Here is a 20,924-nt window from a genome sequence, read left to right as displayed (position 1 = left end):
GCAGGACGTTCTGAGCGAAGAGGATTTGACAGCGTTGCAGGCCGTGCTGGCGCAGAGGGATTACCAGATAGTCATTGACCTTCCGCAGCCGGAAATACATGACCGGGTCCGCCGGGCCGTGGGGCGAAGATTGCTGGCCGATGAGAGCACGACACCCGCGCCGGAAGCGGAGGAAAAAATATGGCCGCCGTTACCACGTAGCACACGTGTTGATGCCGGGCTGGATAAAGCCGTACGCGAAAGATTCCCACCGGCAAGCAGAGTTAATGCTTCCGTCGCGGCTATCGGTCTGGACATGAGCGATGAGCAAATCTATACGTCAGGCAACTATAACTACCTGTTTGTCGCCGGTAACTACCGTTATATTGATGTCTATGCGAATTCTCTGGAGGGTGTCAGTGCATGGCTTTATGCCACAACATCACTGATCGTTGAAAATAATCCTTCCCTGCCCATTTTTTTTAAATATGACTCTCATAAATGGTTCCTTGATCTCCCGCCGGAGGAGTCCCTGCCAGCGGCGGTGACAACGTTGCCCGAAGTGAAGGGTAAACCCGAGGTGACCTCAGCGTCGCCATCGCTGGTTCAGCTTGCGCAAAGCTGGGGGGCAGGTAACACCTTTCAATACAACCAGATGGCGGTGGGCCATGAGGGGGCGATTTATCAGGATGATAAATTCTATATCTGTCTGCAAGGGAAATACTGGCCGTTTATCTTTGTCAGCGACAGCGTAGGGGTGATTATCACAGGTGCGAAATATGTGTATGTCCTGCGCAAAGAAAATACATGGGATACGGCAACCACGATCAGACCAATGGTTATGCCCGGCGTGTCTGTTGTCTCGCGGGATATCGATGAGAGGATTGAAAAAGAGTTTGACCCACGTAATGCCATGCAACCCTCACCAGGCGATTTTAAGACCCAGAAAGAACGGGGAATTTACGAGTCGGCATCCGGAGAAACGTTTATTTACGCGGCCACTAATTTCTGGCCAGTTACACTCACCAAAACAACCGCTTCGTCTACGGTATATGACAACGCAACGATTTATGAAAAACGTAATGACAGTACGGCAAAAACCGTCAATATCTTTAAAGACCGTCAGAGCCAACAGTGGGGAGATAAGGATCAAACGCCGACCACCGGAACCGGGAAACGACCTGAAAATACCACCGCGTCGGCGTGGTTAACAGAAGAGGCCAGGCTCTGGAGTTATGATACCCGCACGGCGGGTTTCCCGGCATCTTTGGAGGGCGATGGGGGTATTTACCGTCAGCCTAATGGCGATCTCTATATTTTTCTGAATAAAGCCTGGTGGCCGTTTGTTTTCCTTGGCGGCAATGTGGGTGTTATTTCTGTTAAGAAAAAAGACGAAACGGTTAATGTGATTGTTCATAATTACAAAGGCATGTGGGAATACGCCGGGGAAACTGCAGTGGAAGCACCACAGGTTATTAGTGATGCGATTAGCAGTTTATTGATTAATACTGATCTTGCCAGAGAAATACGTCATGCTCTGTTTCATGCCTTATCAGGGCATGATTATGTTAGCTGGAATACACTTTTGCAATTACTGTTACAGATTATTGACCAGGAGTTCTATCGTCTTTATACAGAACCAGATAATGAAAAACTGCGTAAGCTTTTAATATTAAAAAATAAACTGGTACGCAGGCAACAACAAATGCATTATACAGAACAGTTGCTTCCTGCTGCGAAAAAAAATGAATGGAATGAGCCGTTACTGAATACCTACTATCATGCTTTCTCTACCGGACTTGTCGATACGACAGAAATCTATGCTGCCTGGCATTCTCGCCTGGTCGTACAGGATATTAAAAAAAAGAAAAAATTGTTGGAGAGCTATAATGTTGATCTTAAGATTGCAGAGGTAAGCAGAAAAATAGCCGAAGCGGATAATCGAAGACAGATTCATATGCGCAACATTAAGGAACAGTTTAATGCACCGGACGGTAATAAGGAAATCACTCGCGCCAAGGAAGAACAAGAAAAAATAAAAATATTAGAATCTGAAAAAAAACAACTCCAAAAAATCGCTGATAACATTCGGGAGAAAACCACTCAATATGATAAGCAGATACAATTGCATAGTGAAAAATATTCGGGTTATGATCAGGGTGTTATCCTGGCAAAAAATACACTCGGTACCAATCTGAGACACACCACAGATCAAAACAGCACGTCGCTGGCTACAGAAGAAGCAATTATTACGCTTGCCCTCCAGGAAGTCAAAATGTTGGTAAAAGAGAGAGAAGCATACAGCGAGAAAGAACTTCATGAGTTGAAAACGATACGAATTGCCAGAGATTTAGTGATCAGAATGTCAGAACAACAAAGCATTTTCAATTCCCTGGTGAATCGCTTAACTGCCATTGGTATTGAAAAACATTCTCTGGCAAATGATTATACAGATATCGTTTGGGTCAATGAGCAAGCAGAAAAAATAAATAAAAATAACTTTCAGTTTAATGAAAATACAGAGGACTCCTTTTTTCTTGCGCCAATTCTTTATTGGCTCTTAAAAAATAACAAAAAAATCAGTAATCTACAAGGTCAGGATATTACCAAAATAGTCGATGATTACTATACTGATGTTTATCATCTTAATCCTTTAACCGAGATTACTAAAATACCGGAAGGTTATACTTCACTTTCAGGTGTACTCAGTAGTGAGTATTTTGAAAATCAATCAGATTATAATGAACAATTCAGGGTTTATAAAGAAAAATACAGCACTTACGATGCCAGTGAGCTGGCTAAAACTCTTTTGTTATTTTCTGGAGTATCGTTAGCCGATCTTCTCAAAAAAACCAAAAAAAGATTACGTTTTGAAGTGAAGGTTACCGATACAGATGCTAACCGCATGCCCGGTGAAATGCTTTTTATCCAGTTGCATGACAATCGCTGGATCTTCTTTTCGCTATTTCCTGGTGCCATGTTTAGCCGGGTTTTTAGCGCTAATCAGATGAATGCTAATGTTTTTTTGAATGAAATAACAAAAATAAACCCTGACGCAAAATTTAGCTTTGATGAATATCTTGAGCTGTACTCTAATACTTTTCTTAAACAATATGGCGGAATGGGAATAGGTCTTTTCAGAGAGCGCTGGGAGATCACTAAGAAAAATTTGATAAAAGCGTTTCTGTACAATTCTGATAACGGCATAGAGTATCCTTCACCGTTTTCAGAAAATAGTGACTATGGCATTATTTATCATCGAAATATTAATGCCACACAGCCTGGTAATAATGTCATTTCTTTGCTAAATACCAGTATTCGTGCGGTGCTGAATAATTCTGCTGAGGTTAAAAGAAGAGAGCTATATACACCATTCATATTGCAAAAAATCGCTTTTGTTATGATTCCTTTTTATCGTGAGATTTACCACTACGCGACAAATGAAGAATACGAAGTTGATATGGAATCCGTACTGCTTGATACCATCGGTGTAGTATTTATTGCCGTCAGTGCAGGTGTACAGATAGCATCTGTCATTAGCCGGATGAAAGGGATTTCCACTTTTTTGCAGCAGGGATTAAAAAACGGTCTTGCTGGTAAATCACTGCAACTGTATGTCCTTAAGGAAATGGCGAAGGACGCTGCATTTAGTGCCTTAAAAATAACAAAAATTAGCATGATGGCATTGATTGATATGATTGATCCATTAGCAATTAAAGAGATCACCCGCTTCACCATCCATCGTATCAGTAAAACAAAAAATCTTCGTGTCCTGGTGCCCGAGGACGTTCCGATTGCCCAGACTCGTGGGATTAATAAAAAATACGCACGCACGGATGTGGATATATGGAAAATGTATAAAAGTAAAGTAAAAGATGCTGAGGTTTATGTTCCTTCCACTATCAATAATCAGAATAAAGAGTATTACATTAGTGTAGACGACAATACCTACCAGATACGCTGGGATGATGCATCCTATACATGGCGCACAGTCGACCCGAAAAATCCGGGGCGTTTCGCCTACGGTGAACCTATTGTTTTTGAAAATGGAAAATGGAAAATAAACATTGCGTACGGAGGCTTGCGTGGTGGAGGAAAACGAGCATCAAGCCGTGATGACGTGGTGATGGGAATCCAACAGATGCGTGAAGATTTAAAAAAAGAAAAGGTTCTGGAAAATTTGAATGGTGGGAATGAATTTGATGCACAAGAATATCTGACAAAAATGAGAGAGGTTGGTGAAATATCACAGTCGATCAATTACCCAAAAGAGAAATGTGAATATGTCTCTTCTTATGTCGCCGCTTATCTTGCCAGGAATGGTTTTGAAGAAATTCGTTACCGTGCCATGGCATTTTTCATTCATGGAACCGATAGAAAACCGGTAAATCATTACGTTATTGTTGCGCGTAGAGGTGAAAAGGGCGGTGACTATGTTTTCGACCTTACTGCCGCTCAATTTGGTGGCATATATGCTGAATTAAATGGACCGATCATTTTACCAGAAGCATTATGGGCGCAAAAATATGCCAATCTCACCAGCCGGAGTTTGATTAAATACGGCGACTACCCGACCCGTGCGGCGGCAACTACCGATTTCGGGCCGTTCAGCAAGTATTTTTTCTATGGCCCGAATTCGCTTATTCCGAATGCCAAAGTACTGTTGCGGCCGAGCTGGTATTACCCTGCTACCCAGGTTGCCGACACAGTCGCGGGTACACAAAAAAAAATGCCGGTGATAGGGCTCGGTTTTTCCAATCCGGTACGAGAGGCCGCGAGGCGCAGCAGGCTGACAGACGTTGTCTCTGATGTTAGTTGGGACTATGCCGTTGATTTACTGGAAAATGCAGAACTTCTTAGTCGTGGGCCCGGGGATGCTTTACGTAAAGGGCTGAAACAGGCGACAGGTGAACCGGAGTTTGTGAATGTGAAATCACTGTTTGCGCGTACGCAGACTGTTGACAGTATGGAAAGCCTGTTGCGGGTGCGGCAGGGTGATGTGCTGCTCTTTACGGCGACCGATCCTGCTTTATCGGCTATGGAGGCCAGGCCAGTCCATATAATGGTCAGTCTGGGTAATGGCCGGTTTGCCGGGGTGAAGAATAATGTGCTTGATCCTGCGTTAGGAGAGGGTAAGCAGATCATCACCGCCGAACAGTTGGGTGAATTTACTGGAACCACCTTTCGACGCCGGGGCGGTGACACTCGTGATATACACCTTATTGCGGCGGAACCGAAAGAGATTATTAGAGAAGAAAGCCTAACGCTGAAAACGCTGGCAGAGCAGGCAACAGAGACGGTTGCTGATGCCCAGGCGGTGCTCACCAAATCTACTGACCTTTTACGACAGTCAGGTGAACTGGCACCAGAGCAGGCGCTGGCGTTGCAAGCCATATTAACGCCTCTGTTTAAGTCCGGGACTCAGCAGGCGGGTACTGAGATCAACCGTTCGGTAAAACAATTTTTCGTTACGCCTCAAAAGGTGCCCAACAGTACGGCACTGGGGGCCTTGCCAAAAGGTAAGCTGGTGATATTCGGTGATTCTGGCGCTGACTCTTTCTCCGCACATCACCTGATGTACAGCCTGGGAGAGGGGGAGTTCATGATGGTGAATCCCGCCCGTTTGGATCCGCGGCTGACCAGTAACAATGCGGTGGTGAAAGCGAGTCAGTTTCCGGAAGAGCTTTTCAGCAAATATGGCGTGCAGGCGGGCGACATCTCATTAACTAACCTGCGCCTGACATCATTGCTGGGGCGGGATGCCCGCTTCTTTGCTGAAGGCCCGATATTAACGGTGAGGCTTCATGGCGCAGCGTCTAACGTTAACTATATGGATGCGTACGAACTGTCGGAGGTGATCAAAGGATTGGCGCTGCGGGAAACCCCGCCGCTGAATCTGGGCAGCATACGAGAAATTAAGCTGGAATCCTGCTATGGCGCATTTGGTCTTGTCCCCACAGGCAAAGCACTGGCCTATTTGTTGGATAAAAAAGTGGTGGCATATCCGCTTCGTTTCAGTGCCAGAATACACAATAACCCGTCTGTTTTTAACCGCTTCAGAACATATGTTCCTGCCGATTTATCCCCTGCGGAACGGACCAAAATCATCAACCAGAGCAGTCGCAACCATGATTTCTGGAATCGATTATTGGGGCTGTACAAAAGTGTGAAAACGACGAGAACCCGGCGCGAAGCCGATCTGTTTACGGATCTGATTAACAACGTCGCGGATTTCGTTAATGGCGTTTTTGATGAGCGGGTATTTCTGGATGAATATCCTGAGTATCAGAGCGGACTCTATGTCACCCTGGAACAGTTCAGAGCGTTATGTAGTGATGAGATCAACAGTGCGGAAGCGTTTGCCGAACGCTGCATGGATATCCTCACCCTGAGCGCTTTTTCCGCAGACCTGTTGGATAAATATTTGGGAGGGACGGGAAGCGTTTCATGAATGTTTTTTATTTTTTTCGGCAATATTTTCGTGGCTCATTCGTCTACTTCATCACAAGTCATTTTTCGCTACTGTTATGAGGTAAACACACAATGAGAGAGTTTGGTATGCATGGGCATCATTGCGGTCGCCGGTTTGGCGGTCACCGATTTGCGAAACCACTGGTGATTGGCGTCGTGTTGCTGGTCGTTCTCGGCCTGGTGGTGATGTCGCTCTGGAATGCCGTTCTTCCGGCGATTGTCGGCGTGAAAACGATAGGCTTCTGGCAGGCGCTCGGGTTACTGGTGCTGTGCCGCATTCTGTTTGGTGGTCTGGGTTTCCGTCCGGGAATGTTTGGCCGGCACCGTCGCATGCATGAACGCTGGATGCAAATGACGCCGGAACAACGTGAAGAATTTATTCGTGCCCGTCATGAAGGATTTGGCCGTCATGGTCATCGTGGTCACTGTGGCTGGCGCGGGCGTGAAGAGGAGGCTGAAAAACCCCAAACCGCAAACCCCAACACGCCGGATGCTGAGTGAACCTGATGAAAAGCGGCATAGCGAGGGAGTCGTTGCTGATGTCGGCGCTCAGTGCCTGCCGTGCGAGGCTGAGCGCGTTCATCCGCGGACGGACCTCCGGACGTGATGATGCTGAAGATATTTTGCAGGAAATTACCCTGCAATTAATCAACGTTGAACAGCCGGTGGAGAACGTTGCCGCCTGGCTGTTCCGTGCAGCGCGCAACGAGATGACCGATCGCGCGCGGAAAAAACGTGAGCTTCCGTTATCGGGTTTTTTGAGTGACGACGAGGAGAACGATTTTCCGGAAGATGAAATTGCGGAAACCCTGTTTGGCGTGGCGCAAACGCCGGAAGAGGAGTACCTCAAAACCGTGTTATGGGCAGAGTTGAACACAGCGTTGGGAGAGTTAACACCGGAACAGCGGGATGTCTTTGAACAAACGGAATTGCAGGGCTACAGCTATAAAGCGCTGGCAGAAGAGACCGGTGTTAGCGTCCAGACACTGTTATCCCGCAAACATAAAGCCGTGCTCTATTTGCGAACACGGCTACGTAATCTCTATGATGAACTAATGGAAAGCTAATCTAATTAACACCTTAACCCCCCCAGCGGCTTTTGATGTAATTGACGGCTTGCTGGGTTTGCGGCTGATTAAGAAAATCTTCCCGGAACAGGATCGTGCCGTTAATTTGCGGCACGGTTTCGTTCAAATCGAGCTGTTTTTTCAGCTCCGGCACGCCACCTTGTACCGTCCAGTCAGGCTCTTTTGCCGATGGTTCGCCGACTTTATACAGCGCCACGCCGATATAAAGACGCGTGTTGGTCGGTTTCACCACCTCTGCCCACCATTTTGCCAGCACGTCATAACGGGCGGCATCACGCGAGAAAGGCCAGTACAACTGTGGAGCAATATAATCCAGCAGGCCCAGTTGCACCCAGCGGCGCGTATCGGCAAACGATTCGTCGTACGCGGCGGCGCCTCGTGTATCTGAACCGGCCGGGTCGAACGAGCGGTTGCGCCATACGCCAGCAGGACTCACACCAAATTCGACATTGGGGTTTAGTTGTTTGATGGTGCGCGAAACCTGCTCAATTAACTGCTGCGTATTGTTCCGTCGCCAGTCCGCTTTTGAGGCAAATCCCTGACCATATTTCCTGAAGGTGTCATTGTCATTCAGGGGAGATCCCGGGGTTTCTGTATAGAAATAGTCATCGAACTGCACACCGTCTACCGGATAATGCGACACCACTTCGGCCACGATACTGGTGATCCAATCTCGCGCCTCCGGTATGCCAGGATCGAGTACTAAGCGATCGCCCGCCGTGCGGATCCAGTCACGGTGCAAAACAAAAACGCTGGCGGGGTGCAGCGGCAATGTGCGGTTGAGTTCGGCGATGGTGCCTGGTTTGGTGTTCACCGACACACGATAAGGGTTAAACCACGCATGCACTTTCATGCCGCGTTTGTGGGCTTCGTCCAGCATGAATTGCAGTGGATCGTAACCGGGGTCTGCGCCAATACTGCCGGTCAGCATATCTGACCAGGGCAAGATTTTTGAGGGCCACAAGGCAGTACCATCCGGTTTGACCTGGAAGAACACCGTGTTGATGCCAAGCGCTTTCAGTTTGTCCAGCTTCTGTCGCAGGGCGTCCTGCTGCTGGCGGATGCGCACGGAAGCGCTGCTGCCATTAACCGAGGTTAATGGTGGCCAGTCGAGACGCGACACGGTCGTCAACCAGACGCCGCGTACCGTTTCGTGGCTTTTTTTCGTTTGGGTCGGTAGCGGTTGTTTTGCCACCGGAGGAAGCGGGGTAATGAGCGACTTGGGAGGACGGGAAACGCAACTGGCCAGTAACAGCGCGGTGGCAATCAGTACGCCTGATTTTTGTAGCAACATCTGAGTATTAACTCTTCTTTATGCGACTGTTGGCCCACGGGTTAAAGGTGGGCTCATCCGCTTTTTCAGGGACGATATCTTCCAGGGATTCAAGATACAGCGCTTCAACTTCGGCGCGTGCCCAGGGAGTCCGACGCAAAAACTTCAAACTGGATTTAACGCTGGGTTCGTTCTTAAAGCAATTGATATTGATCCGTTTACTCAAGGCGAGCCAGCCGAAACGGGCCACCAGCGCATTGACTTGCATTTCAAGCGTAACGCCATGCAAAGGATCTTTTGAAGCGTGAGCTGCCATGTGGAGTCCGGTCATGTCAGATTGTGATAACAGGCTTATCGCCGGAAGGTTACAAGAAAGCAGAAGGCCCGGCAACGGGCGGTTAATCAACCCGCCCGTTGCCGTGGGGTGTTATTCAAACAGACTGCGGTGCAGCGTCTTTATCGCATTGTCTGCGGAGTCTGCCGGAAGCAGGAAACAGAGATTGTGGCTGGACGCGCCATGACAAATCATCCGCACCGGGTGGTTTTCCATGCCGGCGAAGACCTGCTGACAGATCCCTGCGGCGCGCGAGAGCGCGTTGCCAATCAGGGTGACTAATGCCAGGTCGGCTTCCACTTCGACGCGGCAATGGGATGACAGTTCAGTCAGCAACGAGGTGGTTAGCGTGTCTGCTTCGCCGGATGTGGCGCCGGTTGCGTTCAGGATCAGTGCGATACTCGTCTCGGACGTGGTCACTAAATCCATCGCCACATGATGGCGCGATAAAATCGCAAACATGTCGGCCAAAAAAGCATGGGCAGGTTGTGCATTTACGCTGTGTAATTTCAACAGTGTCTGCTTGCGGCGAACGGCAAGGGCACGATAATGCGGCGGATTCTCAGCATTGCAGCAGACGCGGGTTCCTCCTGCGGATGGGTCTTTGCTGGAACCGACAAACACCGGGATGTTCTTACGCATTGCCGGCAGTAAGGTTGCCGGGTGCAGAACTTTGGCGCCAAATGTCGCCATTTCGCTGGCTTCGGAAAATGAAATTTCATCGATACGCTGCGCCTGAGGAACAATCCTCGGGTCGGTGGTATAGATCCCAGCAACGTCGGTCCAGATATCCACACGGTTCGCCTGCAAGGCTTCACCAAGTAACGATGCGGTGTAATCGCTGCCGCCACGGCCCAGTGTCGTCGTGTGTCCGGCCGCATCACTGCCAATAAACCCTTGAGTGATGATTAATGCCTGTTCAAGGCGCGGGCGCAACTGCTTCTCTGCCAGTTCCGCAATAGCACTAATCACCGGTTCGGCGCAGCCGAAATGATCGTTGGTGCGGATGACTTTGCGTGCGTCGAACCACTCTGTTTCAACACCGCGTTCACGCAGGACCTCAACAAACAGCAGAGAAGACATCAGCTCCCCATGGCTCACCAGCGCATCACTGAGTGCAGCGGACGGCGCGCTCGCGGCCGTTTCCGCAAGGCGGCTAATGTTCTCAAGAAGGTGATCGATTTCCTGGCCGATAGCCTCAGGCTGTTTCAGGCGAGAAATAATGTTGTGCTGGATAGCGCGCAGGGTGTCAATTTTATCCTGGCGGTCGCGGCTTTCGAGGCCTGCGGCAAGCTCGACTAACAGGTTGGTCACACCTGCAGAAGCAGATAACACAACCAGACGGACATGGTGATCGGCAAGAATAATGGCGGCACTGCGGTTCATCGCGTCAAAGTCGGCTACGCTGGTGCCGCCAAATTTGGCAACGACGATGTGTGGATAAATGCGTGTCATAACAATCTCATATCAGGGCGCCATCAATTAATGGCATGAAAATTTTCATTTCGGCATAAGGGTAGTTGACTGTTTGGATGGGAAACCCCATTGATACAGCAACTTACGCCTTATGAAATGTCCGCCCGCGAACATTTCTGATTACAACCCAGGAGCCTGGCTCCTGTTGTCAATAACCTGTCTGGCCTGTGACAAGTTACCGGGATGATGCGTATGAGTGGCTTAACTTAAATTGTTTGTTTCCTTTTGTTTCACCGTGCGGAGAATTTACCGCGGGGCATAGTAAGTGATTTAACCCGCTGAATCGATATTTTCCTTACGATTTGCCTGTAACCAATGAAAAAAAATATTTCAGCTGATCGTTATTGTTGTTATTTGTTGATTTTAAACGCAAATTTTGTGAAAGATTTTATAAAAATAAAATATTGAGTCCGCTGCTAAAACAACATATATTAGCCGCGTTTTTTGTAGGCCCCCCTTAAACCTTTTATTCAACCCGGTGTTAAACATACTCCCGGTTGTAGGAGTGATATGATGACGGATAAAGTCCGTATTGATACTTTGAGTGCTAATTCATTACCGCAGAGCAATGAAACCTTTTTAGCAAGACAAGCTGAGTTTGAATCTAACGTCAGGAGCTATCCACGCAAGCTGCCGCTGGCTATTGCCAAAGCGCAGGGCGTCTGGATCACCGATGTTGAGAATAAGCAGTATCTTGACTGCCTGGCGGGCGCAGGGACTCTGGCGCTTGGTCATAATCATCCTGAGGTGCTTCAAAGCATTCAAAGTGTCATTACCAGTGGCTTACCGTTACATACGCTCGATCTGACTACCCCACTGAAAGATGAGTTCTCCTCTTATCTGCTGTCCTTGTTGCCGGGTCAGGGCAAAGAGTACTGCCTGCAGTTTACCGGTCCGTCCGGTGCGGACGCTGTTGAAGCAGCGCTGAAGCTGGCGAAGAAAGTGACAGGCCGTTCTGGCGTGATCAGCTTCTCTGGTGGCTATCACGGGATGACGCACGGCGCGCTTTCCGTTACCGGCAACCTGTCGCCGAAAGAAGCAGTAAACGGCATGATGCCGGAAGTGCAGTTTATGCCTTATCCGCATCAGTACCGTTGCCCGCTGGGCATTGGCGGCGAAGCTGGCGTTAAAGCATTAACTTACTACTTCGAAAACCTGATCAACGACGTTGAAAGCGGTGTACGTAAACCGGCGGCAGTGATCCTTGAAGCAGTGCAGGGCGAAGGCGGTGTGAACCCGGCACCGGCTGAGTGGCTGCAGCGTATCCGTAAGGTGACGCAAGAGCACGGCATTATGCTGATCCTCGACGAAGTGCAGGCTGGTTTCGCGCGTACCGGTAAACTGTTTGCCTTTGAGCACGCTGGCATTGAGCCGGACATCATCGTGATGTCCAAAGCCGTTGGTGGTGGTTTACCGCTGGCAGTCCTCGGTATCAAAAAACAGTTCGATGCCTGGGCCCCGGGTCACCACACCGGTACGTTCCGTGGCAACCAGCTGGCGATGGCTACCGGTCTGACCACGCTGAAGATCCTGAAAGAAGAGCGTATTGCTGATAAAGTCGCCATTCAGGGCGAGTGGCTGAAAGGCAAACTGGCGGAACTGCAAAAACGTTTCCCGGTGATTGGTCACGTGCGCGGTCTGGGTTTAATGATTGGTATCGAGATCGTTAAACCGAACGAAGCGAAGGATCACTTGGGTTGCTACCCGGCTGATGGCGAACTTTCTGCACTGTTGCAGAAAAAATGCTTCGAAGCGGGCCTGATTCTGGAACGCGGTGGCCGTAACGGTTGCGTACTGCGTCTGCTGCCATCCCTGCTGATCACCAATGCAGAGCTGGAAGTGTTCCTCGATAAATTTGAAAGCGCACTGCTGGGCGCTGGCGTTAAGCCTGTTTAATCGGAGAGTGCATGTCTGATTTAAATCCGATTCTGTCCGGTTCTGCGCAGAGTATTGCCGCCTATCAGGACGCCATTGAGCAAAGTACCAAAGCGGTGGTTCAGTGGTTGCAACAACCTGAGATGTATCAGGGCAAGAGCGTTGAACAACTGCGTGAGCGTATCAATTTAGCGTTTACCTCTGAGGGCCTGGGTAACCAGGCCGCCATTGAGCGCGCCGTTGAGTATTTCCTCAAAGACAGCCTGTCTGTTCACCATCCGCAATGCGTGGCGCACCTGCACTGTCCGAGCCTGGTGATCAGCCAGGCGGCGGAAGTGTTGATCAACGCCACCAACCAGAGCATGGATTCATGGGATCAAAGTCCTTCAGCTACGATCATTGAGATCAAACTGATTGAATGGCTGCGTGAGCAGGTCGGATATCAGGCGGGCGATGCCGGGGTCTTCACCAGCGGTGGTACGCAGAGCAACCTGATGGGGCTGATGCTGGCGCGCGATGCGTTCTTTGCACGCCAGGGGCACTCGGTTCAGCAGAACGGTCTGACCGGTAATCTCAGCAAAATCAAAGTACTCTGTTCTGAACATGCGCACTTCTCGGTGCAGAAGAACATGGCGCTGATGGGGCTGGGTTATCAGTCCGTTACGCTGGTGAAAACCGATGCATTCTCGCGCATGGATGTTAACGATCTGGCGGCGAAGCTGGCGGAGGCGAAAGCCAACGGTGAGCAGGTGATGGCAATTGTTGCTACCGCCGGGACCACAGACGCAGGTGCGATCGACCCATTAGCGCAGATCGCTGCACTGGCGGCCGAACACCAGATCTGGATGCATGTTGATGCAGCATGGGGTGGGGCGTTACTGCTCTCTGAGAAGTATCGTCACTTCCTGAATGGTCTTGAGTTAGCGGATTCCGTCACCCTGGACTTCCACAAACAGTTCTTCCAGACCATCAGCTGTGGCGCTTTCTTGCTGAAAGATGCCCGTCATTACCAACTGATGCGCTACCAGGCCGCGTACCTGAACTCTGACTTTGACGAAGAGCACGGCGTACCGAACCTGGTGTCGAAGTCACTGCAAACAACGCGTCGTTTTGATGCCCTGAAATTGTGGATGGGTCTCGAAGCACTGGGTAAAAAGCAGTATGCCGAAATCATTGATAACGGTGTGACGCTGGCGCAGCAGGTTGCGCAGTTTGTGGCTGAACAGCCGCTGCTGGAACTGGTTATGCAGCCGCAACTGGCCAGTGTTCTGTTCCGTTTCCGCCCGGAAAACCTCGATATTTCTGCTGTTGCGTTACTGAATCAACGTATCGGTGATGCGCTGCTGGCGTCAGGCAGTGCAAACGTGGGTGTCACGGAAGCGGATGGCGTCACTTGCCTGAAACTGACCTTGCTGAACCCGACGGTTTGCCTCGAAGACGTAAAAGTTCTGCTGGCAAGTGTGACCGCGTGCGGGATGCAATTGCACGCCTGATCGCTCCAGTAAATGATCAAAGCCGACAATAGCGATGTTGTCGGCTTTTTTTATGCCGTTTATTCCTGATATATTCTGTAGCAAGAATAATAATTCCATTATTTCCTATGCCCGTGGATTAATTGATCTTTACAAAAAAGATCAGCAATGAAATTGAGATTTTTAATTTGGCAGTCTAATTTTTATCATGAGTGTTATACCCGACCTGCCAAAAGTCTTTATCCGTATCCTGTGTGTTAATTCAGGAGAATATTATTTTTCTGCAATTTTCCCAGGTCGTGACAGCAATTTTTACTTGAGAATTTCAGAAAGCAATCTGAAATAAATGACCTTTATTGAGAAATTAAAGGTCTCGTCGGTAATAGGTAAATAAGGAAAAGATAATGGGAAAGACAATATTTTTTATAGGCGATGATCATGATACCGATGGATGGATAACCACCGGCTGGGAATCGGTTTCGAAAAGCATAGGTAAAGCGCCATTTGTCCTGCTGCTGGAGGTGCCATTTGACGCTAAAAATGGGATAACTGCGGAGGATTTGGATACTATCCTCGAAGATAAACCCGACGGTAAAGATGCAACAACGCTCAATGCCGTATGGCATGACAGTTACAAGGCATACGGTTTTGATGCTGCGGGCGGGCCAACCTCGAAGAAAAGACAGGACGGGCAAGCAGAGAATATTAACTTCTTTGTGAATAGTTCTTCGCAGACGAAATCTCAAACATATTTCGTGGTCATCGTAGGAGACTATCATCTTCAGCCTGATGGTTGGACGCCACTTCAGCAGTATGATTATGGTCATGACGTGAAAACAGTATATGCACCAACACCATAGCCATTCTGGGGTTAAATAAATAAGCTCATGCACGATAAGTCATATTTTTAACCTCACCTTTTCTGCGTTATTATTGCAGGGAAGGTGAGGTATTTGGTTAATTTGTATTGAATTAAATCCTTATTTGTCGCACGATAATTGATGACATTGATTATCCCTACATTTAAGGAGAATCTTTACCCGATGGCTATCACTATTTTAATACCCGATGACTATCAATTTGCAACCGCGCATCTCGATTTTTTACACCAGAATGCGCGGTTTCACTGCGTTGCGTTGGGTGACATGAGTAAAGATCCGCAAACGGAGAAGCAATTAGCGGATGCCGAAGCATTAATCCTGATCCGTGAAAGAACCGTGGTTGATGCGGCATTTCTGCGCCGTGCACCTCACCTCAAAGTGATCAGCCAGACTGGTAAGCTGGCGCGGAATGTTGATATTACCGCCTGCACACAAGCGGGGGTTGCGATTGTTGAGGGCTCGGGGTCACCGATTGCACCGGCAGAATTGACCTGGTTGTTGATCATGGCATCGCGAAGAAAATTAATCCCATCCGTAAACGCCATGGCAGCCGGTCGCTGGCAAAGAGATATTGGCAGTGCGGTGAATAACCAGACGCTGGGTATTCTGGGCTACGGAAAAATTGGCAAACGTGTTGCTACCTATGCAACGGCATTTGGTATGAACGTCCAGGTGTGGGGGAGCAAACGCGCGCAGGAAGAGGCCCGATCTGCCGGATTACACGTACCCGTTAGCCGGGAGCAATTTTTTGCTTCCTGCGATGTGCTAACTGTTCATCAGCGGTTGGTGGCGGAGACCGAGGGCAACATTACCCCGGCGGATTTGTCATTGATGAAAACTGATGCCTTATTTGTGAATACCAGCCGTGCTGAACTTGTCCGCGAAGGTGCGCTTTATGATGCGTTGATTCAAGGGCGACCCGGCTTCGCGGCCCTCGATGTCTATGAGCATGAACCCATTTACGATCCCAATAACCCTTTTTTAAAGCTGCCCAACGTGTTGTGCACACCGCATTTAGGCTATGTGGAAAAGGAGAGTTACGCACTCTATTTCAGGGCTGCGTTCGATAACGTAGTGCGCTTTTTTGACGGTGACACTACGCATGTCATAAATATTTAATGGATCCTTGGGATCCATAACAAGTGGTACCCTCCACATCGGTTCTGGATTTTATTCTGCCAGAGCAAAATCTCTTATCTTCATAAAATCTGTGAAGTTCCGGTCTTACATGCGGGGCAGGGGAGGCCTGTCTCGGTGTGGGTATACATTACCCATTAGCACAATTGATCGTAACGATCTGGAAATTAGTTTGTGTTGTATTCTAATGTGACTATTAATTTAAATTGACTGCAAAATAGCCGCTCGTATTTTATTTTTAACTTAGCAAAGATATATCCTTTTCATAATAAGGGGGTAAGCCTATGGAATAAAAAAATAAAATATATTTTATATATAATATTCAAGATATTTGTAAATTACACTACCTAAGCAATAAGGAATTACATCATGAGTACTTTAATTAGATTTAATCTGACAAATCAGAGTAACACCCTGCTGGATTTTTTCTTTTTCCAGGAGCCCGCTGTATATATCGGCGGAAGTCATGTGTATTCAAATAGTATCCAGAATATTTCTCTGGCACCTTATTCTTCCAGCAGTAGTACTTATACTTTTCTGATTAATATGCAGTTTTATGCTGGCGCTCAGCAAAGTAATACCCCGCCGGTGGTAGGGCAACAATCTGGATTTTTATCTGCTATTCGTGCAGTCGATCTGACACCAGCGACAACCAGCAATGCGCAAAATAACTCAACAACGCTTTCGTTGAGCCCATTTGGACTCAGCGCTCCGGTGGCTGACACCACTGCGCAGGCAGGGTCATTCCGCATTGTTTCGCCGGTATTTAACCCGAATCTAACCAATATCAACGCGGGATCGGCGGTACAGCTGGCGGATGGTTCGGTGGTGTTATCTAACTTTACCACTGTGCTTCCCAACCAGAATCTGGACTGTCAGCCGATCCTTAAATATTACATTCAAACCGGGTCATATCAGGCCGGGACCGTGATGAATTTCACCAGTTCATCATTGACCGCGGCGTTATGTGATGCCACAGGGGGTGAAACCACCTTTGATGTCTCTTATAACATCGATGGAACATGGACTGTTAATCCGAGTTGTTAAATAGAGGCAGTATTTTTTATGCGTCTTGCTGTTAATCCATGTCCGAAAGGCAGAAGTGATAACAGTAATATTCTGTCTTCGGGCATCTTCATTTTTAAATCGTAAAGGTGAATTATGTGCAAACCCGATGAGGATATAAGCACTGCTGATTTTGCAAAGGCGGCAAAACAAAATGGCTGTGTTAAAGCGGATAACGATAAGGGGACTTTTATCGGAAATCCTCCTGATGCGACAAAATATCCCCATATTCATATATTTTCAAATGGGAAAACAAACCTGAGTGTTGGCCCTGGTGTTAATCAGACGATTGGAATTAATTGGGATATCAATATCAATCTCCTGAATGATGCTTATCAACGGTTTGATCAGGGGCAAATTACCGGGCCGCTTAAAGATACGATTGAATGGGTATTGCGTTCTGCATCCTAACGCGGGCATTGATATGTTGATTGCGATCCAGGCGGAAGGGACGCCGCCGGTCACAGTAAGACCAGAATCCATTGTGCATAGAGATTGCCATGCAGAACGTGTACCGAACACGGAAAGGCAAGAACGGCAGGAGAGGCAAACCCGATAACGTGCTGATTGAGCGAGAATCAATGCCCAATAACGGTGCCGTTCATTACTTCATGCTATTTAACATAATATACATTATGCGTACTTACATGTATTCAGATGGAATCCGGCTATTTGCGGTCATGATTATTGTGCTGGTCGTGTTATTGCCTTAGCGCCAGGCCCGGTGTTTCTCTCAATGCCCAGCCTTTGCAATAAGACCTGTCGGGCATGCGCAATACGCGGCTGACGCAATGCACCGGGCAACCATACCAGGTTGTAACGGAAACGCCCGCGAACACAGAAGCCAGGGATTAGCCTGGCTTCTGTTAATCTGTCAGATATCCAGCTCAACCCAAACAGCGGCATGATCGGAGCCGGCGTTGACCGGTTTTTTCAGTTCAGCATAGGTTTCCCACTTTGCTGGACGCACACCAGGCCACATTCCTTTGCGGTATACGCCGCCCTGTTTCACTTTTTCCCACAAGGCGGGCGACAACAAAATATAGTCAATCTTGTTGCTGGCGGTACAACTTCCCCAGGTGCCGGGGTAACCGCCATTATCAAATTTTTCATGGGTAAAGATGTCACGCAAATCCGTTTCTTTAAGCAACGGTGCCAGCGTCTGGCTGTCTGGCGTGTCGTTAAAATCCCCCATAATGGCGATAAACGTTTCACCTTCTTTTACCCGCTGCTGATAAATCGCCTTCACCCGTTCTGCCTGTGCTTTACGGCGGGCATCAGAACTCCCTTTACTGCCATAACCTTTACTTTTCAGATGATTAACTAATACAAGCAGCGTTTCGCCGTTGCTTAAGGGAATGGCAAATTCCGGGCAGTCGCGGGAGAAAATGGGGGCGCCTGCGCGGTCTTTATCATCAACATGGCTGCGAATGGTATCGATCGGAAAGGCGTTGGCGGTCATCAAACCGACGTCAATGCCACGCTCATCGTTACCGTCGATAACCATCACATGTTCGAAAGGCGTGCCTTTGCGCGCTGGCAGAATTTCGCTGTTGAATGCCTGTAACGCGGGTCGGCTTTCTGCCTCCACAACGGCCAAAATATCGGCGCGCAGATCGATCATGACCTGCGCGGTAAGGAGCATGGCGGTTTCATCTACGGGGGCGGATCGCAGTTCCAGCGAACCAACCCAGTCTGCGCGGCCTTCAGCGGTAATGCTGATTTCACCGCCATCCTGGGGGCGGGTTAACAGTTTTCCACGGTTACGACGCAGAATAACGAACGGGCCGGTATCGGACTTCCTCAATCCCAGATCGTTCATCAAGACCACCATTTTTTTCTTTATTTCGGCGGTATACGTTAACTCTCCAAGCAGTGCATTTAACGCGGCAAACTTCTCCAGAATCGGTTTGCCCTCGGCCCAATCACTCTGATTCATGGCTTTCGCACGATCAAACAAGTTCTCAACGTTATAAGAAGCCAGCCGCATTATGCACCCTCCCCTTTATTGCATTAGTCGTCGCAGGATTTCACCGCCAGTTTGTTATCCTGCCAGCCATAACAGGTTGCTTTCAGCACTGTCGGTTTCGCCTCATACACAACCAGTAATCGTTGCCCGGCTGTATTAACCTTCCAACTGATGCTGGCGGCGGTTTTTCCTGTCAGGCGCTGCGGGCGGTTATTTTCATTCAGCCCGTAAATATCGATTTGTTCAGCCGCAGCACCGAATTGCACCGTGACAGCAAGCAGCGGCTGATTGTGCCAGCGCCACTCCTGGAGCACTAACAGTGACGGAGCCCAGGCGTCCGGCCATGCCGTTGACCATACAGGCTGAATGTTGCCGTTATTCTGTTTTTCAAACAGCGCCAAATGTGAAGTGCGGGCATCCGGCGTGCCCTCTTCCCAGGCAACCCAACGCGCCGTGCCCTCTGCATCGTTGTCTGCCTGGCTGAGATTACGCACAGGTGACGCCATCAACTGATTTACCGCATCCGGGATGTTTTCCGCCGCCGGGCAAGAAAATATCAGCAGGCTGGCGAGTGCACCTGCAAGACGTAACGTATTCTTTTTATTCATTTTGATACAGGTCCCAGTGCTGAATTTGGCGGCACAATAACAATCGATTGCAGGTTGATGATACCCGCTGTTTTATCCGTGATTGCGCTAAGCGGTATTCCGGTCAGACTGGCGTAGGCAGCGCGGCTCAGGTCGAGAACGCGCGCCATTGAGCCATCACCAGCGCCCCGATCGTTTACCTTGACGATAACGGAACGTCCTTGATACGTCAGCTTGAGTTTGGTCCCAAGCGGAACCTCACGCCACCTTTCACGCGGCAATAACGCAGCGGTAAAGCCTGCGTGTGTGTAAATATCTCCGCTCGCCGTCATTTTATTAATAAAGAAATCTGAATAGGTTGATGCCAGCCCGGATACGGGTAGTCCCATTTTTCACTCCATTTATTCTTGAAAAAAGTAACGAACACACTCATTTAGCCGTTGCGCTGATAATACGCGTATCTGTTAATTCAGTGATAAAAGTATCTGTTGGGGAAATATAAAAACAGGCTCTATTCAGATTATTCTTAACGTTGTTTCTGCTGCAATGAAGGCCACCGTTGTATTTCTCCGATCCCTAAAAACGGTGGGGAAGTTACTATTGAAAAGCGTAAAAAGCGTGTCCCGAACACGGTAAAATGGCGCAGGTTTATTTGCACTGATTTATTCACTATCACAGGACGTAACCCCTACCGCAATGATGAAACATATCAAAAGAAGCCTCGTGCTCAGCATGATAGTCGACAAGAAAAAGCAGGCTCACAATGAGGATAAACTCGATTCTTTGCGGGATCGTCTGCTGGACAGAGCCGGCGGGCCGGTAGGTTTGCAGACGATGGCGCTGCCACTGTCCGGCTGCACCCTCCTGACGCTGTTCAGTTATATGATGTGGCAGGTTCCGTTATGGATGGCGCTATTTCGCTGGTTTGGCTGGCCGGAATTTAAACTATTTGCCGGGATCTTGCCTGCGGCAATAGTATATATCCTGCTCCTCTATGCTGCGGCGCTGTTTACCGCCAAGGGTTATCTGCGCGCGTTTCGATTTTTTCTCATCTTTATTTCGCTGACCGCATTGGGCACGCTGATAAATTTCATCGCGGCCATTTTTCCCGGGCTGACAGGAATGGCGATCCATACCACCCATCTCGTTACCGCGGTGCTGGCAGTGATATTCAGTGGTTGCGCTTTTATATGCCTCAACAGCATGATGTTTTACCGCACTACGGCGTACTGCCTGCATAACCATTTATGGCGCGGGCAGCTCAAACGTGTGCAACAAAAAGAGCGGCAGAGCGTTACGCGAAAACAGGGATAATGC

Annotated in this window: 16 protein-coding genes; 10 read left to right on the top strand and 6 right to left on the bottom strand. The window is 48.7% G+C overall.

All coding sequences use genetic code 11. From position 1 onward, the window contains the following. Positions 1–25 precede the first annotated feature (25 nt). The 3 genes from GA0061071_RS11440 to GA0061071_RS11430 all read left to right on the top strand — a co-directional run bounded on the left by GA0061071_RS11440 (position 26) and on the right by GA0061071_RS11430 (position 7,517). Positions 26–6,430: a hypothetical protein gene (locus GA0061071_RS11440; RefSeq protein WP_209446723.1), complete on the top strand. Its 6,405-nt coding sequence runs from the start codon at positions 26–28 to the stop codon at positions 6,428–6,430. Positions 6,431–6,522: 92 nt separating this feature from the next. Then, positions 6,523–6,951, top strand: coding sequence for a hypothetical protein (locus GA0061071_RS11435; protein WP_061495762.1), 429 nt, complete (start codon positions 6,523–6,525; stop codon positions 6,949–6,951). 5 nt (positions 6,952–6,956) lie between these two features. Continuing rightward, on the top strand, positions 6,957–7,517 hold the full coding sequence (locus GA0061071_RS11430) for an RNA polymerase sigma factor (RefSeq protein WP_061500019.1): 561 nt from the start codon (positions 6,957–6,959) through the stop codon (positions 7,515–7,517). A gap of 13 nt (positions 7,518–7,530) precedes the next feature. Here the strand turns inward: GA0061071_RS11430 and GA0061071_RS11425 are convergent, their stop codons facing one another. The 3 genes from GA0061071_RS11425 to lysC form a co-directional block, all read right to left on the bottom strand. Continuing rightward, complete coding sequence (locus GA0061071_RS11425; protein WP_088237533.1) at positions 7,531–8,832, bottom strand: glycoside hydrolase family 10-like protein; 1,302 nt, start codon at positions 8,830–8,832, stop codon at positions 7,531–7,533. 7 nt (positions 8,833–8,839) lie between these two features. Continuing rightward, positions 8,840–9,127, bottom strand: coding sequence for a VF530 family protein (locus GA0061071_RS11420; RefSeq protein ID WP_061495766.1), 288 nt, complete (start codon positions 9,125–9,127; stop codon positions 8,840–8,842). Positions 9,128–9,238: 111 nt separating this feature from the next. Then, entirely contained in the window at positions 9,239–10,600 is a 1,362-nt protein-coding gene (lysC, locus tag GA0061071_RS11415) for a lysine-sensitive aspartokinase 3 (RefSeq protein ID WP_088237534.1), read from the bottom strand. 531 nt (positions 10,601–11,131) lie between these two features. Between lysC and GA0061071_RS11410 the strand changes: the two genes are divergently transcribed. The 6 genes from GA0061071_RS11410 to GA0061071_RS11385 all read left to right on the top strand — a co-directional run bounded on the left by GA0061071_RS11410 (position 11,132) and on the right by GA0061071_RS11385 (position 17,462). Further along, positions 11,132–12,517, top strand: coding sequence for a diaminobutyrate--2-oxoglutarate transaminase (locus GA0061071_RS11410; protein ID WP_061495770.1), 1,386 nt, complete (start codon positions 11,132–11,134; stop codon positions 12,515–12,517). An 11-nt stretch (positions 12,518–12,528) separates the two neighbouring features. After that, positions 12,529–13,989, top strand: a complete 1,461-nt coding sequence (locus tag GA0061071_RS11405) for a pyridoxal phosphate-dependent decarboxylase family protein (RefSeq protein WP_061495772.1) — start codon at positions 12,529–12,531, stop codon at positions 13,987–13,989. Between the two features lie 383 nt (positions 13,990–14,372). Next, a complete protein-coding gene (locus GA0061071_RS11400; RefSeq protein ID WP_088237535.1) occupies positions 14,373–14,828 on the top strand; it encodes a hypothetical protein in 456 nt (151 codons plus the stop codon). A 183-nt stretch (positions 14,829–15,011) separates the two neighbouring features. Beyond that, positions 15,012–15,968 carry a D-2-hydroxyacid dehydrogenase family protein gene (locus GA0061071_RS11395; RefSeq protein WP_088237536.1) on the top strand — a complete coding sequence of 319 codons (957 nt, stop codon included), beginning with the start codon at positions 15,012–15,014 and terminating at the stop codon, positions 15,966–15,968. Between the two features lie 387 nt (positions 15,969–16,355). Then, positions 16,356–17,033, top strand: a complete 678-nt coding sequence (locus GA0061071_RS11390; protein WP_061495778.1) for a hypothetical protein — start codon at positions 16,356–16,358, stop codon at positions 17,031–17,033. Between the two features lie 114 nt (positions 17,034–17,147). After that, the gene (locus GA0061071_RS11385) at positions 17,148–17,462 is read left to right on the top strand and encodes a hypothetical protein (protein WP_061495779.1); all 315 of its coding nucleotides are present in this window, start codon (positions 17,148–17,150) and stop codon (positions 17,460–17,462) included. Between the two features lie 463 nt (positions 17,463–17,925). Here the strand turns inward: GA0061071_RS11385 and GA0061071_RS11375 are convergent, their stop codons facing one another. From GA0061071_RS11375 to GA0061071_RS11365, 3 genes are read right to left on the bottom strand one after another with little or no spacing between them, the layout of a single operon-like run. Continuing rightward, on the bottom strand, positions 17,926–19,041 hold the full coding sequence (locus tag GA0061071_RS11375) for an endonuclease/exonuclease/phosphatase family protein (protein WP_061495812.1): 1,116 nt from the start codon (positions 19,039–19,041) through the stop codon (positions 17,926–17,928). A 23-nt stretch (positions 19,042–19,064) separates the two neighbouring features. Beyond that, positions 19,065–19,628, bottom strand: a complete 564-nt coding sequence (locus GA0061071_RS11370; protein ID WP_088237538.1) for a hypothetical protein — start codon at positions 19,626–19,628, stop codon at positions 19,065–19,067. Continuing rightward, complete coding sequence (locus GA0061071_RS11365; protein WP_061495816.1) at positions 19,625–19,996, bottom strand: septal ring lytic transglycosylase RlpA family protein; 372 nt, start codon at positions 19,994–19,996, stop codon at positions 19,625–19,627. Before GA0061071_RS11365 ends, GA0061071_RS11370 begins: the two co-directional genes overlap by 4 nt. A gap of 334 nt (positions 19,997–20,330) precedes the next feature. On the opposite strand from GA0061071_RS11365, the gene GA0061071_RS11360 reads away from it, so the two are divergent. After that, positions 20,331–20,921 (top strand): hypothetical protein, encoded by a 591-nt coding sequence (locus GA0061071_RS11360; protein ID WP_139109652.1) that lies wholly within the window; start codon positions 20,331–20,333, stop codon positions 20,919–20,921. The last annotated feature ends 3 nt before the right edge of the window (positions 20,922–20,924 follow it).

It is taken from the genome of Kosakonia oryzendophytica (genome assembly GCF_900094925.1).
GTDB classification, from domain to species: domain Bacteria; phylum Pseudomonadota; class Gammaproteobacteria; order Enterobacterales; family Enterobacteriaceae; genus Kosakonia; species Kosakonia oryzendophytica.
Note: the sequence above shows the minus strand (reverse complement) of the source record. Positions and strands in the feature narration are given on the sequence as shown.